Source organism: Tessaracoccus flavescens (genome assembly GCF_001998865.1).
Lineage (GTDB): Bacteria > Actinomycetota > Actinomycetes > Propionibacteriales > Propionibacteriaceae > Arachnia > Arachnia flavescens.
In genome coordinates, this window is sequence record NZ_CP019607.1 from 3,292,625 (window position 1) to 3,307,440 (window position 14,816).

Below are 14,816 nucleotides of genomic sequence, written 5' to 3' on the forward strand. Positions count from 1 at the left end.
TGGCGGTGTGCAACAGATTCTCGGGCAGGTCGCAGGAGTCCGCGTCGGGCGGGTCGTCACCCAGCCGTGGGGCGGCACCGGCGTGCCGAGCGCAGCGATCAAACAGGAGGTCGCGGGTCGGGTCCCGCTCGGGCCGCTCGGCCTCCCGGGCGATGAGCACGGCGACACCGTCAACCATGGCGGCCCCGAGAAGGCCGTGCTCGTCTTCCCGCGGCACCGCTACGACGACTGGCGCTCCATCGGGTTGGACCTCCCCGAGGGCGGCTTCTTCGAGAACCTCACCCTCGACATCCCGGGCACCGACGAGACGGTCGTTGTGCTCGGCGAGACCTGGCGCATCGGCGCCGCGGTCGTCCAGGTGAGCCAGCCGCGCAACCCCTGCTTCAAGCTGGCGCGACGCTGGGGGATCGACGACCTCGTGGTCCGCGTCCAGGACACCGGATGGGCCGGCTGGTACCTGCGCGTCCTGGAACCGGGGGAGATCGGCGTCGGCGACACCGTCGGGCTGCTCGAGCGTCCGGAAGGAGCCCCGACTGTCGGCGAGGTGGCCAGGGTCCTGAACCGGGACAAGCGCGACCTCGAGGGGGCGCGTCGGCTGGTGGACGCGCCGGGGATGCCCGAGCGATGGGTGGCAAAGCTTCGGCGGCGGCTCGGCGGTACCGTCGACGACGAGTCGGCGAGGACGCAAGGGCCGACGGACGCCTGAGCGACGGATGTGGCCTTGTTGGCACAATGGGGCCATGCGCAACGTCAGGTACAACTCAGACGGCCTCGTGCCCGCCATCTCCCAGGACGAGGACACCCGTGAGGTGCTGATGCTCGCCTGGATGGACGAGGAGGCGCTGCGCCGGACCCTGACCACCGGGAAGGCGACCTACTGGTCGCGCTCAAGGCAGGAGTACTGGGTCAAGGGTGAGACGTCGGGCAACCATCAGGCAGTCGTCGACGTCGCCCTCGACTGCGACGGCGACACCATCCTGGTGACCGTCCGTCAGACCGGGGCCGCCTGTCACACCGGCAACCGCACCTGCTTCTTCAGCCCGCTCACCGCTGAGGACGCGCAGTGATCGTCCAGCCGAGCCTCGAGGAGTTCTCCGAACTCGCCAAGCAGCGGCGGGTGATCAGCGTCTACGCGAAGCTGCTCGCCGACGACGTCACCCCCGTGAGCGTGTACCAGAGCCTCTGCGGCGCCCGCGAGCAGACCTTTCTGCTCGAGTCGGCCGATGCGGGGGTCTGGTCGCGCTGGTCGTTCATCGGCGTGCGAACCGCCTCGACGCTGACCGAGACCGGCGGACGCGCGCAGTGGCTCGGCCGCGAACTGGTGGGCATCCCCGATGACGGGGACCCGTTGCAGGTGCTCGGCAAGACCCTGCAGGAACTGGCCACCCAGCCGATCGACGGCCTGCCCCCCTTCCATTCCGGCATGGTGGGCTACCTCGGCTACGACGTGGTGCGTCGCCTCGAGCGGCTGCCCGACAGCACCGTCGACGACCTGGAGCTGCCCGAGCTGGTGATGATGCTGACCAGCGAGCTCGCCGTGGTCGACCACCACAAGGGTGAGCTGTGGCTGATCGCCAACGCGATCAACTTCGACGGAACCGACGAGGGCGTCGAACGCGCCTACTACGGGGCGGTCGCCGCAGTCGAGGCCATGGCGGAGCAGCTGCGCCAGCCGCGGGTCAGCCTGGCCTGCCAGGAGGGTCCCAGGCACCTGCCCACCATCCAGCGCCAACGTACCTCCGAGGAGTACCGGGCGCTCGTCGAGGAGGCGAAGGAGGAGATCCGCGCGGGGGAGGCGTTCCAGATCGTTCTCTCCCAGCGCTTCGACATCCCCACCGACGCCGACGCGCTCGAGGTGTACCGGGCGCTGCGGCTGACCAACCCCAGCCCCTATCTCTATCTGCTGCGGCTGCCCGGCTTCGACGTCGTCGGGTCGAGCCCCGAGGCGCTGGTGACCGTCGACGACGGGGTCGCGACGACGCGTCCGATCGCGGGGTCCCGGCCACGGGGCGCCACCCCGGAGGAGGACCGCAGGCTCGCGGAGGAACTGGTCAGCGACCCGAAGGAGAAGGCCGAGCACCTCATGCTGGTCGATCTCGGACGCAACGACCTCGGCAGGATCAGCGAGCCGGGCAGCGTCACGGTCCACGAGTTCGCGAAGGTGCACCGCTACTCGCACATCATGCACCTGGAGGCGGAGGTGTCCGGGCGCATCGACCCCGGACACTCCGCGCTCGACGCTGTGCTTTCCTGCTTCCCCGCCGGGACGCTTTCCGGGGCTCCGAAGGTCAGCGCCATGGAGATCATCGATCGCCTGGAGGTCAGCAGGCGCGGCCTCTACGGCGGCGTCGTCGGCTACTTTGACTTCGCAGGCAAGGCCGACGTCGCGATCGCCATCCGCACGGCCCTGATCAAGGACGGTGTCGCCCATGTGCAGGCGGGCGCCGGCATCGTCGCCGACTCGGATCCCGCGCTGGAGGACGCCGAGTGTCAGCACAAGGCGCGCGCGGTGGTCACCGCCATCGGCCGCGCGGAAGCGATGGCCCGCACATGACCGGTCGCTGGGCGGTCACCCTGCTCACCGCGGCCGGGGCCCTGGTCGCGGGGCTCGCCGCGCAGAGCGCTGGGGCGCCGCTCGCCTCGCTCGCCTGGGCCCTGCTCGCGGGCATCGGGCTCAGCCTCATGCTGCGCGGCTTCGGGTTGCGCATCGTCGGGATGCTGCTCGTCGCCCTCGCCGTCGGGGGAGTGGTGTGGGGGGTGCAGAGTGCCCAGTGGGTGCCTGTGGCGGGCTTCGCGGTCGCAGGGGTGGCGGCGCTCGGCTTCATCGCATGGGGACCGGGGTGGAGGCTGCGCCAGCGCAGGGAGCGTGAGGTACAGGTCGACTACTGGAAGGCCATGGACGAGGGCGACGATCCGACCGATGAACAGGGTTCACACCCCGGTGACAAGTCAGGGTAGGCTCATCCGCACATCCGATCGCTCCTGGAAGGCTGGTCTCATGGCGCAAACCCCGAAGTACTACCACCACGGGAGAAGCCCTGCCGCCTGGACGGGCTCGGTCATCGCGGCCATCGGCTTCGTCGTGGCCGCAATCGGCTCGCTCACCGGCCCCAACTGGGTCATCACGATCGTCGGCGGCGCGATCATTCTGCTCGCGCTGCTCGCCACCATGGTCATGAAGGCCATGGGCTACGGCCAGCCGTGAGCGTCCTCGACGACATCATCGACGGAGTTCGCCTCGATCTCGAGCGGCGGCAGGCTGAGATCACCCTCGATCAGCTGATCGAGGCGGCCCAGACCGCACCGCCTGCGCTGGACCCCATGCCGCGGTTCCGGGCACCGGAACTGGCAGTGATCTCCGAGGTGAAGCGCAGTTCACCCTCCAAGGGCCATCTCGCAGACATCGCCGACCCGGCAGAGCTCGCCTCGTCCTACGCAGACGGCGGCGCCGCTGCCATCTCCGTCCTCACGGAGCAGCGCCGCTTCAACGGCAGCCTCGCCGACCTCGACGCGGTGCGCGCTGCGGTCGACGTGCCGGTGCTCCGCAAGGACTTCATGGTCGACGCCTACCAGTTCTACGAGGCGCGCGCCCACGGCGCCGACCTTGTGCTGCTGATCGTCGCGGCGCTCGACGACGACGACCTCAGCCGGTTCCTCGCGCTCACCCGCCAACTCAGCATGACGGCGCTCGTCGAGACGCACACCGAGGACGAGGTCGACCGCGCCCTCGACGTCGGAGCGGAACTGATCGGCGTCAACAACCGCAATCTCAAGACCCTGGACGTCGACCTCGCCACCTTCTCCGGCCTCGCCGAGCGCATCGGCGACCGCGCCGTGAAGGTTGCCGAGTCCGGCATCGGGGGCACCGAAGACGTGGCCAGGCTGGCCGCGGAAGGGGCCGACGTGATCCTGGTCGGGGAGGCGCTCGTCAAGCATGGCGACCCGCGCTCCGCCATCGGGGACTTCATGGCGGCCGGAAAGGGCTGAGGCATGAGCCAGCCAGACAGTGTCGGCCACTTCGGACGTTTCGGGGGCCGCTTCGTCCCCGAGGCGCTGCAGGCGGCCCTCGACGAACTGACCGTCGCCTTCGACGAGGCGATGGCCGATCCCACGTTCCATGCGGACCTGGAGAAGCTGCAGAAGGACTACGCGGGTCGACCCACCCCGATCACCGAGGCGGCGAACTTCTCCCGACAGTGCGGCAACGCGCGGATCCTGCTCAAGCGTGAGGACCTGAACCACACCGGCGCGCACAAGATCAACAACGTGCTCGGCCAGGCCCTGCTCACCAAGCGGATGGGCAAGACCCGCGTCATCGCCGAGACCGGAGCCGGCCAGCACGGCGTCGCCACGGCGACGGCCGCCGCCCTGCTCGGCCTCGAGTGCCGGGTCTACATGGGCGAGGTCGACACGAAGCGGCAGGCCCTGAACGTGGCCCGCATGCAGCTGCTCGGCGCCGAGGTTTACGCGGTCGCCGCGGGCTCGCGCACGCTCAAGGACGCCATGAACGAGGCGATGCGCGACTGGGTGACCACCGTCGACTCGACCCACTACCTGATCGGCACCGTCGGCGGTCCGCACCCGTTCCCGTACCTCGTGCGCGAACTGCAGCGCGTGATCTCGACCGAGGCCCGCCAGCAGATGCTGGACGCCTACGGCGCGCTGCCCGACTACGTCGCGGCCTGCGTCGGCGGAGGGTCGAACGCGATCGGCATGTTCGCCGACTTCATCCCGGACGAGGACGTCAAGCTCTACGGTTTCGAGGCCGAGGGCGACGGCATCTCCACGGGGCGCCACGCGGCGACGATCACCGCGGGCACTCCCGGCGTGCTGCACGGCGCAAGGACCTACGTGCTCCAGGATGAGGACGGCCAGACCATCGAGTCGCACTCGATCTCTGCCGGGCTCGACTACCCGGGGGTAGGCCCCGAGCACGCGTGGCTCGCCGACACCGGCCGCGCCGTCTATGAGCCGGTCACCGATGCCGACGCCATGGACGCGTTCCAGCAGCTCACCCGCACCGAGGGCATCATCCCGGCCATCGAGTCGGCCCACGCCGTCGCGGGGGCCAAGCGGCTCGGGCTGCGGCTCGCCGAGTCCGACCCGCAGGCCAGGCCGACGATCCTCGTGTGCCTCTCCGGTCGCGGCGACAAGGACGTGGCCACCGCCTTCGAGTGGTTCGGCCTCGCAGGAGAGCCGGACAAGACCGTCGGAGGCATGGAATGAGCCAGTTCACCGATGCGCAGCGGCTGGGCGTCTCCGGGCAGGTCGTCGCCCGCTGCCTGGACGAGGGCCGCCCGGCGCTCGTCGGCTACCTTCCCGTCGGCTACCCGAGCGTCGCCTCGTCCATCGAGGCCGTGCGCGCCATCACCGAGGGGACCGAGGGGCGCGGCGTCGACCTCGTCGAGATCGGCATTCCGTACTCCGACCCGCTGATGGACGGCCTCGTCATCCAGCACGCCACCACAAAGGCGCGGGCGAGGGGAGTGCGTACCCGTGACGCCTTCGCCGCCGTCGAGGCGGTCGCGGCGACCAACGCGACCCCGATGGTGATGACCTACTGGAACCTGATCGAGGCCTACGGCGTCGACCGGTTCGCCCGCGACCTGGCGTCTGCGGGCGGTGCGGGCGCGATCACCCCCGACCTGCCGCCGGACGACTGCCCCGAGTGGTTCGAGGCGAGCGACGCCAATGGGCTCGACCGCGTGTTCCTGATCGCTCCGTCCTCGACCGAGGAGCGGATCCGACTCACAATGGGGTCGTGCCGCGGCTGGGTCTACGCCTCGAGCGTGATGGGCGTGACGGGCACCCGCTCTGCCACCTCCGACGCGGCCCCGGTCATCGTCGAGCGCGCCCGCGCCGTCGACCCAGGCCTGCCGGTCGGCATCGGGCTCGGCGTCAGCAACGCCGACCAGGCGGCCGAGATCGGCGCCTTCGCCGACCTCGTCATCGTCGGCTCCGCGCTGCTGAAGTGCCTCGACTCCGACGGCGTCGACCTCGACGGCGACCTCAACCGGCTCCGCACCCTCGCAGGCGAACTCGCCCGTGGAGTGGAGCGCTCGCGCCGCTGACGGCGAGCGCTCGGAGAGGTGACACCCGCGCCGCGCCAGGTTCACGCCGTCGCGTCGACCAGCGCACGCCGGTCGACGATCCGGTTCACCACCTCGGACATGACGAGCATGAGCAGCACGAGCGCGCCGACGTAGGCGGGCAGGAGCCACAGGCCGAGCCAGCCGGAGAGCGCGCCGAAGAGCATCGGCATCAGCGTCACGCCGAGGTAGGCGCTCGCCATCTGGATGCCGATCACCGACTGCGAGTTCTCGCGACCGAAGTTCGTCGGGGTTGAATGGATGATGGCCGGGTACACGGGGGCGCTGCCGAAGCCGGCGATCACCAGCCCGGCCAGCGCGACGGCGTTCGTCGGGAGGGGGAGCACGATCAGGACGACGCCGAGCGCGACGAGCAGGCCGCCGTAGCGGATCATGCCGCGATCCCCGATCCGGTCCGCGATGAAGCCGCTGAGGAACCGTCCGGCCGTGATGCCGAGCAGGTAGAACGACGCGAACGCCGCTGCCGTCGCGGGAGCGACGCCACGGTCCACGACGAGATAGGTGGCCGACCAGAGGATCAGCGTCGACTCGAGCGCGCAGTAGGCGAAGAAGGCGATCAGGATCTGCGGCGCCCCAGGCAGCCTCAGCGTCGCGGCGAGGCTGAGGGGTTTCGACATCGGCGGGGCGTCTTCGTGGTGCTCCAGCAGCGGGGGATGGACCTTCCTCCACACCGGAAGCGACACGATCAGCAGGACAGTCAGGACCACCTGGATGATGCCGACGATCCGGTACCCACCCGTCCAGTGACCGCCCCCGGAGAGGGCGTAGCTCATGATGAACGGGCTGATCGACGCGCCGACCCCCCAGAAGGAGTGCAGCCAGTTCATGTGCCGTGACGAGTAGTGCAGCGCGACGTAGTTGTTGAGCGCGGCGTCCACGGCCCCTGCCCCCAGGCCGTAGGGCACCGCCCACAGGCACAGCGCCCAGAACGTCGATGAGTTGGAGAAGCCGAGCAGGGCGGTGGCCGTCAGCGCGACGCTGACCGTGGTCACCATCGCGGCTCCGAAGCGGCGGGTCAGGCGGTCAGACAGCAGGCTTGAGACGATGGTGCCGACCGCGATCACCGTGGTCAGGATGCCCGCGAAGGAGACCGGGACGCCGAGGTCGCCGTGCATCACGGGCCAGCCGGCCCCTGCGAGCGAGTCGGGGAGGCCGAGGCTGATGAACGCGACGTAGATGATCGCAAGGAGCAGTGCGTACACGCGGGATGCGCCCTCTCTCGGTAGGCAGAACCGTCAGCCTAGCCTCTGGCGCAGGACGGCCTGTCATCGCCCGTCCCCGGGCCGAGCCCAAGGATCGCCGACGAGCTGACGCGCACCACGTCGTCGAGCCAGTCCGGCACCACCCGCGAGCTACCGAGGTGGCGGCGCACCAGCGCGTAGGGGCTCTCCTGGCAGGCGATCGCCAGGAGCTCGACAGAGCGCGGGTCCGAGCCCCCGGAGAGAAGGCCGCGGGATGATCGCGGCGCTCGCCCGGAGCACCTGATCCGGTCCGGGCTAGCCTTCCCCGCTGAGCCAGCCTCCCAAGGACCGACCGGAGTTCCTTCCGCCGGGGCCGTCACCCCACCCGCAGCGGGCCCGCGGGAGAGGCCGGCCGATGGGTGGCAGCCAGCGGCCCAGGGGCCGGTTGAAGGCGGCGCGACGCCACCGCCGGACGCGTGGAGGCAGCCGGTGCCGCCGCGGCATCCGCCCTTCACGTGGCAGGTGCTCGTCATCGTGGGCGTCCTTCTCGCCGGTCTGGTGGCCTTCCTGCTGTGGCCGAGGACCGGGCCGCAGGGCCAGACACCCGTGCCGACCACCCGGGAACCGCGAGCCCGGCCGCGCAATGGAGCGACCTGACCGGCATCAACCCGGGCTACCGGCCGGACGACCCGCAGAACAGCAACCCCTTCGCCACCGAGCCGAGAGAGTCGCGGCCTCCGGTGGCGCGACCCGACGCGACGCCCGAACAGGCGTGGCCGAGCGCCGAGCCGACCCCGAGCGAGCTCGACGGCTGGGTCGAGGTCGACGGGCTCTCGCGTGGGCGCTACCGGATCCCGGCTGGGTGGACCTACAAGGACGGCCTCATCATGGGCTACGAGACGATGCACCAACTCGTGGTCGGCGGCGAGGTCTCGTTCGACCGCGACGGCCAGTGCCAGGGCGACTACTGGAGCGCCGTCCTGCTGCAGAAGGTCGCCGACACCCCTGCGGATCCGGCGGACGTCACGCTCCAGGCGGCCCGCAACTGGGCCCAACTGCGCAACACCGAGTGGGAGGGTGACTACTACGAGGTGCCCGAACCGACTCTGGAGCCCTTCACCTTCGACGACGGCGTGGAGGGGAGCCTCGCGACGGTCTCCTTCGTGCCCATGTATTCGGACGAATACTCCTGCAACACCCCCGCCATCCGGTGCAGCGTCGCCTCCCGGGTAGACGGAGCCGGCTTCTACTCCATGGTGGCGATCTCGCACATCGGCGATCCCGAGTCGCTCCCGCAGGCCTCCGAGCGACAGATCCTCGCCACCCTCGCGACGCCGAGGTGAGCGGCGGTCTTTACGTGACGTCGAGCGCATCGAAACGCCTCGTCGCCGGCCCATGTTTCGACCGCGTAACAATTATGCGAAGAGAATTCGCACGGACCTGAACTGGGTTGGTCGCGCCAAAACCGGGGCCTTACTGTTTCCCCGCTGGCGCTCGGGCGTCAGCGTGCCCGCCCGATCAGAGGAGGTCCCGACGATGACCAAGAGCGTCTTTCCGCATCGCGAGAAGGTGGGTCTCTACGACCCCGCCTACGAGCACGACGCCTGCGGTGTCGCATTCGTCGCCCAGCTCGACGGGGTGGCCCGCCACGACATCGTCGCGAAGGGCCTCGAGGCACTGCGCAACCTCGACCACCGCGGTGCCACCGGCGCCGACGAGGCGGCAGGTGACGGCGCAGGCATCCTGATCCAGGTCCCCGACGCGTTCCTGCGCGCCGTCGTCGACGCGAAGCTGCCGGATGCGGGCGAGTACGCCGTCGGGATGGCCTTCCTCCCCACCGACGACGCCGAGCGCGCACGCGTGAAGGAGCAGATCGCCGAGCTGGCGGAGGAGGCCGAACTCGACGTCCTCGCCTGGCGCGAGGTTCCGGTCGAGACCGGCACCCTCTCACCCATCTCGCTCGGCGCGATGCCCCGCTTCGAGCACCTCATCGTCGCCGGCCGAAACGGCCAGTCGGGCATCGACCTCGACCGCTTCGCCTTCGTGCTACGCCGCCGCGCCCAACACGAGGCAGGCGTGTACTTCTCGTCGCTGTCGTCGCGCACCCTCGTCTACAAGGGCATGCTGACCACCGATCAGCTCGAGGAGGTATTCCCCGAACTGCACGACGAGCGGGTCGCCTCCGCGCTCGCGCTGGTGCACTCCCGCTTCTCGACCAACACCTTCCCGGCGTGGGAGCTGGCCCACCCGTACCGGATGATCGCGCACAACGGCGAGATCAACACAGTCCGCGGAAACCGGAACTGGATGCGGGCCCGCGAGGCGCTGCTGACCTCGGACAAGTTCCCCGGCTCGCTGGAGAAGCTGTTCCCGATCTGCAGCCCGGACGGCTCCGACTCGGCCTCCTTCGACGAGGTGCTCGAACTGCTCCACCTCGGCGGCCGTTCCCTCCCGCACGCCGTGCTGATGATGATCCCCGAGGCGTGGGAGGGCCACGCCGAGATGGATCCGCGGCGCCGCGCCTTCTACGAGTTCCACTCCATGATCATGGAGCCGTGGGACGGCCCCGCCTGCATGACCTTCACAGACGGCTCGATCATCGGCGCCTGCCTCGACCGCAACGGGCTGCGCCCCGGCCGCTACTGGGAGACCCGCGACGGGCTCGTCGTGTTCGCCTCCGAGGCGGGCGTGCTGCCCATCCCCGCCGACCAGATCGTGCGCAAGGGACGCCTCCAGCCCGGGCGCATGCTGCTGCTCGACCTCGAACAGCACCGCATCCTCTCCGACGAGGACGTCAAGGGCGCGCTCGCCGCTGAGCGCCCGTACGAACAGTGGGTCTCCGAGCACAAGATCGAGCTCGACGAGCTGCCGAGCCGGGCGCACATCGTCCACTCCCACAGCTCGGTCACCCGTCGCCAGCAGACCTTCGGCTACACCCACGAGGAGCTGCGCCTGCTCGTGGCGCCCATGGCCAACAGCGGGGCTGAGGCGATCGGCTCGATGGGCACCGACACCCCGATCGCGATCCTCTCGTCCCGGCCGCGGATGATCTTCGACTACTTCAAGCAGCTCTTCGCCCAGGTGACCAACCCGCCGCTCGACGCGATCCGCGAGCAGCTCGTCACCAGCCTCACCGCGAAGATCGGCCCCGAGCGCAACCTGTTCGAGCCGAGCCCCGAGGCCGCCCGCATGATCACCATGAGCGGCCCCATCCTCGACTCCGAGCAGCTGGCCAAGATCGTGCGGCTCAGCGAGGGAAACGTCCCCGGCTTCAGCACCCACGTGGTCAAGGGCCTCTACAAGGTCGCAGGCGGTGGCCGCGCCCTCGCCGCGAAGATCGAGGAACTCTGCCAGGAGGTCTCCGCGGCCATCCGTGGGGGAGCCCGCGCGATCGTGCTGTCGGACCGGCACTCGACCGCGGTGCTCGCGCCCATCCCGTCGCTGCTGCTGACCGCCGCCATCCACCACCATCTGGTGCGCGAGAAGACCCGCACCCAGGTCGGCCTCGTGGTGGAGGCGGGAGATGTGCGCGAGGTGCACCACGTCGCGCTGCTGCTCGGCTACGGCGCGGCCGCGGTCAACCCGTACCTCGTCTTCGAGTCGGCCGAGGATCTCGCCCGCCGTGAGATGTACGTCGACGTCACCGCGGAGAAGGCCATCGCCAACGTCGCGAAGGCGTTCAACAAGGGCGTGCTGAAGGTCATGAGCAAGATGGGTGTCTCGACCGTCGCCTCCTACACCGGCGCCCAGATCTTCGAATGCGTCGGCCTCAGCCAGGACGTCGTCGATGCCTACTTCACCGGCACCTCGAGCCGGCTCGGCGGGCTCAGCCTCGACCAGCTCGCCGACGAGATCAAGGCGCGCCACTTCAACGCCTACCCGGCCGACGGCATCCCCCTCGCCCACCGCGACCTCCTCGTCGGCGGCGAGTACCAGTGGCGCCGCGAGGGCGAACCCCACCTGTTCGACCCGGAGACGGTGTTCCGCCTCCAGCACTCGACCCAGACCGGCGACTACGCGGCGTTCAAGAAGTACACGGCCCTCGTCGATGACAACTCGCGCCGGATCATGACGCTGCGCTCGCTGATGAAGTTCACCGACCGCGAGCCGATCAGCATCGATGAGGTGGAGCCAGCGAGCGAGATCGTCAAGCGCTTCTCCACGGGCGCCATGAGCTACGGCTCCATCTCGATGGAGGCGCACCAGACGCTCGCCGTCGCCATGAACCGGATCGGCGGCAAGTCGAACACCGGTGAGGGCGGCGAGGACCCTGAGCGCCTGCACGATCCCGAACGGCGCTCCGCGATCAAGCAGGTCGCCTCCGGCCGCTTCGGTGTCACTTCGGAGTACCTCACCTACGCCGACGACATCCAGATCAAGATGGCCCAGGGCGCCAAGCCCGGCGAGGGCGGCCAGCTGCCCGGCCCAAAGGTCTACCCGTGGGTGGCGCGGACCCGACACTCGACGCCCGGCGTCGGGCTGATCTCTCCGCCCCCGCACCACGACATCTACTCGATCGAGGATCTCAAGCAGCTGATCCACGACCTGAAGTGCGCCAACACCTCTGCGCGGGTGCACGTCAAGCTGGTCTCCGAGATCGGCGTCGGCACCGTCGCGGCTGGCGTCAGCAAGGCGAAGGCGGACGTCGTCCTGATCTCCGGGCATGACGGCGGAACGGGCGCAGCGCCGCTGACCTCCGTCAAGCACGCGGGGGCGCCGTGGGAGCTCGGGCTGGCCGAGACCCAGCAGACGCTGCTGCTCAACGGCCTGCGCGACCGCATCGTCGTCCAGTGCGACGGCCAGCTCAAGACCGGACGCGACGTCATGATCGCGGCGCTGCTGGGGGCCGAGGAGTTCGGTTTCGCCACGGCACCGTTGGTGGTGTCGGGCTGCGTCATGATGCGCGTGTGTCACAAGGACACCTGCCCGGTCGGCGTCGCCACCCAGAACCCGGAGCTCCGCGGGAAGTTCCACGGCGACCCGGACCACGTCGTGAACTTCTTCATGTTCATCGCCGAGGAGGTGCGCGAGTGGCTGGCGAAGCTCGGCTTCCGCACCCTCGAGGAGGCGATCGGTCACGTCGAGCTGCTTGACGTGAGCGAGGCGGTCGGCCACTGGAAGACCCAGGGCCTCGACCTGGAGCCTGTGCTCACCCGGATCGACGTGCCTGAGGGCACTGCGCTGTTCCACACCACGAGCCAGGACCACGGCCTCGACAAGAAGCTCGACGTCGAACTCCTGCGCCTCGCCGAGCCCGCCCTCGCCCGTGGGGAACAGGTGCGACACACGCTCGGCGTGCGCAACGTCGACCGCACCGTCGGGACGATGCTCGGCCACGAGGTCACGAAGGCGACCGACGGCAAGGGGCTGGAGCCCGGAACGATCGAGTTCACGCTCACCGGCACCGGAGGGCAGAGCTTCGGCGCGTTCCTGCCGCGCGGCGTCACGCTGCGTCTGGTCGGCGACTCGAACGACTACGTCGGAAAGGGCCTCTCGGGTGGACGGATCGTCGTCACGCCGAGCAACGACGCCGAGTTCGACCCGGCCACCCAGATCGTGGCGGGCAACGTGATCGGCTACGGAGCCACCTCCGGCCAATTGTTCCTGCGCGGGCAGGTCGGCGAGCGTTTCTGCGTGCGCAACTCGGGTGCGACCGCCGTCGTCGAGGGGGTCGGCGACCACGGCTGCGAGTACATGACCGGCGGTGAGGTGCTCGTCCTCGGCCCGACGGGCCGCAACTTCGCCGCCGGCATGTCCGGGGGCGTCGCCTGGGTCCTCGACCTGAACCCGCTGCGCCTCAACAACGAGCTCGCCGACCCGGTCGAGCTGCAGGCCGGCGACTACTCGCGGATCCGTGAGCTGCTGACCGAACACCGCGACGAGACCGGCTCGCTGATCGCCGAGACTCTTCTGCAGTTGGGCGACGAGGAGCTCGGCCGCCGCTTCACGAAGGTCCTGCCACGCGACTACGCCCGCGTGATGGCCGTCAAGGAGATGTCCATCGCCGACGGCCTGGACGAGAACGAAACCACCAAGCTGATGATGGAGGCCGCTCATGGCTGATCCGAAGGGATTCATGACGACGCCGCGCGAGGTCGCGGCCCGCCGCCCGGTCGAGGAGCGCGTCCACGACTGGCAGGAGGTCTACCCGGGTACCCCCGGGCGTGCCCTGCTGCCGATCATCTCGAAGCAGGCGGGCCGCTGCATGGACTGTGGCATCCCGTTCTGTCACAACGGCTGCCCCCTCGGCAACCTGATCCCGGAGTGGAACGACCTCGTCTGGCGGGGGGAGTGGCAGCCGGCGTTGGAGCGCCTCCACGCGACCAACAACTTCCCCGAGTTCACCGGCCGCCTGTGCCCGGCCCCGTGCGAGACGGCCTGCGTGGTCGGCATCAACGGCGACGCCGTCACCATCAAGAACGTCGAGGTCGCCATCATCGACAAGGCATGGGACGACTCTCGCGTCACGCCGCAGCAGCCGGCCTGGCACACGGCGAAGACCGTCGCCGTCGTCGGGTCCGGTCCCGCAGGTCTCGCCGTCGCCCAGCAGCTCACCCGGGCGGGGCACACGGTCGTGGTCTACGAACGCGCCGACGCCATCGGCGGCCTGATGCGCTACGGCATCCCCGAGTTCAAGATGGAAAAGGCCGTCCTCAACCGGCGACTGAAGCAGATGGTGCTCGAGGGGACGCAGTTCAAGACCGGCGTCAGCATCGGCGAGGACATCACCGGCGAGGAGTTGCGCGAACAGTACGAGGCCGTCGTGCTCGCCATCGGTGCGACCCTCCCGCGCGACCTGCCCGTTCCCGGACGGGAGCTCGGCGGCATCCATCAGGCGATGGAGTTCCTGCCGCAGGCCAACCGGGTCGCGGTCGGCCAGAGCGTCGAGGACCAGATCACCGCAGAGGGCAAGGACGTCGTGATCATCGGCGGCGGCGACACCGGCGCCGACTGCCTCGGCACCTCGATCCGCCAGGGCGCCCGCTCGATCACCCAGCTCGAGATCATGCCCATGCCCCCCGAGGTCCGCCCGGGCAATCAGCCCTGGCCGACCTACCCGATGACGTTCAAGGTCTCCTCCGCGCACGAGGAGGGTGGAGACCGCGTCTACGCCGTGTCGACGAACCGGTTCGTCGGCGACGACGAGGGCAACGTCGCTGGGCTCGACATCGTGGAGGTGAAGTTCGACGCCGGCCGCTTCGTCCCGGTCGAAGGCAGCGAGCGCCACATCCCCGCGCAGCTCGTGCTGCTCGCCATGGGCTTCACCGGCCCGCAGCAGAAGGGCGTCGTCGAGGAGCTCGGACTCGAGCTCGATCCTCGCGGCAACATCGTGCGCGATGACGACTACGCGACCAACGTGCCTGGCGTGTTCGCCTGCGGCGACGCGGGCCGCGGACAGTCGCTGATCGTGTGGGCGATCGCGGAGGGACGCTCCTGCGCCCAGGGCGTCGACGCGTTCCTCAGCGGCACCTCCAAGCTGCCGCGACCGATCGGGCCAGAGGTGCGCCAGCTTCTCGCCTGAGGT

Annotated in this window: 12 protein-coding genes; 11 read left to right on the top strand and 1 reads right to left on the bottom strand. The window is 69.7% G+C overall.

The window, feature by feature from the left end; all coding sequences use genetic code 11:
* Window positions 1-7: 7 nt before the first annotated feature.
* From BW733_RS15915 to trpA, 8 genes are read left to right on the top strand one after another with little or no spacing between them, the layout of a single operon-like run.
* On the top strand, window positions 8-706 hold the full coding sequence (locus BW733_RS15915) for an MOSC domain-containing protein (RefSeq protein WP_152024760.1): 699 nt from the start codon (window positions 8-10) through the stop codon (window positions 704-706).
* A 34-nt stretch (window positions 707-740) separates the two neighbouring features.
* Window positions 741-1,067 carry a phosphoribosyl-AMP cyclohydrolase gene (gene hisI / locus BW733_RS15920; protein ID WP_335755082.1) on the top strand — a complete coding sequence of 109 codons (327 nt, stop codon included), beginning with the start codon at window positions 741-743 and terminating at the stop codon, window positions 1,065-1,067.
* Window positions 1,064-2,554, top strand: a complete 1,491-nt coding sequence (locus BW733_RS15925; RefSeq protein ID WP_237268240.1) for an anthranilate synthase component I — start codon at window positions 1,064-1,066, stop codon at window positions 2,552-2,554. Before hisI ends, BW733_RS15925 begins: the two co-directional genes overlap by 4 nt.
* A complete protein-coding gene (locus BW733_RS15930; RefSeq protein ID WP_077352026.1) occupies window positions 2,551-2,958 on the top strand; it encodes a hypothetical protein in 408 nt (135 codons plus the stop codon). Before BW733_RS15925 ends, BW733_RS15930 begins: the two co-directional genes overlap by 4 nt.
* Before the next feature lie 40 nt (window positions 2,959-2,998).
* Window positions 2,999-3,205: an HGxxPAAW family protein gene (locus tag BW733_RS15935; protein ID WP_077352028.1), complete on the top strand. Its 207-nt coding sequence runs from the start codon at window positions 2,999-3,001 to the stop codon at window positions 3,203-3,205.
* Window positions 3,202-3,987 (top strand): indole-3-glycerol phosphate synthase TrpC, encoded by a 786-nt coding sequence (gene trpC / locus BW733_RS15940; RefSeq protein ID WP_077352030.1) that lies wholly within the window; start codon window positions 3,202-3,204, stop codon window positions 3,985-3,987. Before BW733_RS15935 ends, trpC begins: the two co-directional genes overlap by 4 nt.
* A 3-nt stretch (window positions 3,988-3,990) precedes the next feature.
* The gene (gene trpB / locus BW733_RS15945; protein ID WP_077352032.1) at window positions 3,991-5,226 is read left to right on the top strand and encodes a tryptophan synthase subunit beta; all 1,236 of its coding nucleotides are present in this window, start codon (window positions 3,991-3,993) and stop codon (window positions 5,224-5,226) included.
* Window positions 5,223-6,071, top strand: coding sequence for a tryptophan synthase subunit alpha (gene trpA / locus BW733_RS15950; RefSeq protein WP_077352034.1), 849 nt, complete (start codon window positions 5,223-5,225; stop codon window positions 6,069-6,071). The genes trpB and trpA overlap by 4 nt, the downstream gene beginning before the upstream one ends.
* A gap of 41 nt (window positions 6,072-6,112) precedes the next feature.
* On the opposite strand, the gene BW733_RS15955 is transcribed toward trpA, so the two are convergent.
* Window positions 6,113-7,312 (bottom strand): MFS transporter, encoded by a 1,200-nt coding sequence (locus tag BW733_RS15955; RefSeq protein ID WP_077352036.1) that lies wholly within the window; start codon window positions 7,310-7,312, stop codon window positions 6,113-6,115.
* A 551-nt stretch (window positions 7,313-7,863) separates the two neighbouring features.
* Here BW733_RS15955 and BW733_RS15960 point away from each other — a divergent pair.
* The 3 genes from BW733_RS15960 (at window position 7,864) to BW733_RS15970 (ending at window position 14,813) form a co-directional block, all read left to right on the top strand.
* Window positions 7,864-8,634: a DUF8017 domain-containing protein gene (locus BW733_RS15960; RefSeq protein ID WP_077352038.1), complete on the top strand. Its 771-nt coding sequence runs from the start codon at window positions 7,864-7,866 to the stop codon at window positions 8,632-8,634.
* 193 nt (window positions 8,635-8,827) lie between these two features.
* On the top strand, window positions 8,828-13,354 hold the full coding sequence (gltB, locus tag BW733_RS15965) for a glutamate synthase large subunit (protein ID WP_077352040.1): 4,527 nt from the start codon (window positions 8,828-8,830) through the stop codon (window positions 13,352-13,354).
* Window positions 13,347-14,813, top strand: coding sequence for a glutamate synthase subunit beta (locus BW733_RS15970; RefSeq protein ID WP_077352042.1), 1,467 nt, complete (start codon window positions 13,347-13,349; stop codon window positions 14,811-14,813). The genes gltB and BW733_RS15970 overlap by 8 nt, the downstream gene beginning before the upstream one ends.
* Window positions 14,814-14,816 lie beyond the last annotated feature (3 nt).